The organism is Pseudoalteromonas sp. AWM4_233, assembly GCF_056158285.1.
In genome coordinates this window covers 3,513-3,998 of sequence record NZ_JBSWSZ010000100.1, presented here as the reverse complement: position 1 = coordinate 3,998, position 486 = coordinate 3,513, and the positions used below count along the sequence as shown (strand labels likewise).

At 36.8% G+C, this 486-nt stretch carries 1 protein-coding gene; it reads left to right on the top strand.

Going from position 1 to position 486, the window contains the following annotated elements:
• Window positions 1-261: 261 nt before the first annotated feature.
• Window positions 262-486 (top strand): RNA repair transcriptional activator RtcR family protein (locus tag ACXAC4_RS21160; protein WP_475165164.1); only part of this gene is annotated, 225 nt, incomplete at its 3' end.

The window sequence follows — 486 nt, the reverse complement described above, 5'->3', positions numbered from 1 at the left end:
AAGGTTAACGACGGTTAGATTCACCTCTTACACAGCACCTAGCGCACCGGAGTGATTTTTTGAATCACGACCACTTAACCAGACGAATAATACATATCAAGTGATGTGCCAAACGATAAGCAAACAAAAAACAAAAGTCTTAATTTGTTGATTTTAAATAGTTAAATTTTTATTTTTGCTCATTTTTTGCAAGCGACATAGACAATCAAAAAAGCACAAATATAATATTTTGGATATGTATGTATCTTAAGGGATAGGTTGATGAAGAAGACAATTGCGGTAACATTGATCGGGACACAGTTGGATTTTGTTGGCAAACGTATTGATCGATGGTCACGGTGGCGACCGAATATTAGCTTGTGTAGTCAAGAAGATTTAATCGTCGATGAGCTGCATATGCTCCATGATAACCACAGTTGGAAACTCGCGAATAATGTTGCTGTGGACATTGAAAGTGTGTCACCTGAAAGGTATGTTTATGTTTAC